1 pseudogene is annotated in these 1213 nt (G+C 67.4%); it reads left to right on the top strand.

Going from position 1 to position 1213, the window contains the following annotated elements:
• Positions 1–1213, top strand: a pseudogene (locus tag ACIPIA_RS16650) (indolepyruvate ferredoxin oxidoreductase family protein); the annotation flags it as partial.

The raw sequence follows: 1213 nt of genomic DNA, 5'->3' as shown, positions 1-1213 counted from the left end.
GGACGGCAACCGCCTGATCTCCTGGATCGGGGAATTGTCGCCGCGCCTGCTCGCGCCGATCGTGGCCCGGCGGCTGGATGCGCTGTTCCCGGACCTCGATCTGGTCGCGCGGGCTGCGGCGCTCGTCCCCGAAGCCGACCGCATCATCCAGGTGCCGGGGGCGACACGGACGCCCTATTTCTGCTCCGGCTGCCCGCACAACACTTCCACCAGGGTACCGGAGGGATCGAAGGCGCTCGCCGGCATTGGTTGCCATTTCATGGCGAGCTGGATGGATCGCGAAACGACATCGCTGATCCAGATGGGCGGCGAAGGCGTGAACTGGGCGGCATCCTCGCTGTTCACCGGCAGGGGCCACATCTTCCAGAATCTCGGCGAGGGCACCTATTACCACTCCGGCTCCATGGCGATCCGCCAGGCGATCGCGGCCAGGGCAAACATCACCTACAAGATCCTGTTCAACGACGCCGTCGCCATGACCGGCGGCCAGCCGGTCGACGGGCCGATCAGCGTGCACGCGATCGCGCAGGAGGTGCGCGCCGAGGGCGTGGAGCGGATCGCGCTGGTCTCGGACCAGCCGGAGAAGTTCGCGCCCGCCAGCCTGCCGCAGGGCGTGACCATCCATCACCGCCGCGAGCTGGACGCGGTCCAGCGCGAGCTGCGCCAGATCCAGGGCGTCTCGGTCCTGATCTACGAACAGGCCTGCGCGACCGAGAAGCGACGCCGCCGCAAGCGCGGCACCATGGTCGATCCGCAGCGCTTCGTCGTCATCAACGATCTCGTCTGCGAAGGATGCGGCGACTGCTCGGTGGCGTCGAACTGCCTGAGTGTCGAGCCGAAGGAGACACCGCTCGGCCGCAAGCGGCAGATCAACCAGTCCAGCTGCAACAAGGACTTTTCCTGCCTCGACGGCTTCTGCCCGAGCTTCGTGACAGTGGAGGGTGCCGTTCGCAGGAAGCGGCAGGCGGACGGCGAGGACTTCGCGGCTCGTGCCGCGCTGCTGCGTGAACCGACTCTGCCGGCGCTCGGCAGGCCCTATGACCTGCTCGTCACCGGAGTCGGCGGCACCGGCGTCATCACCGTCGGTGCGCTGATCGCCATGGCGGCCCATCTCGAAGGCAAGGGCTCGTCGGTGCTCGACTTCACCGGATTCGCCCAGAAATTCGGGCCGGTCCTTTCGTTCCTGCGACCGAAATCCGCGTACCCACCCTCG

It is taken from the genome of Allobosea sp. CER48, assembly GCF_044752385.1.
In the GTDB taxonomy this organism is placed as follows: domain Bacteria; phylum Pseudomonadota; class Alphaproteobacteria; order Rhizobiales; family Beijerinckiaceae; genus Allobosea.
Note: the sequence above shows the minus strand (reverse complement) of the source record. Positions and strands in the feature narration are given on the sequence as shown.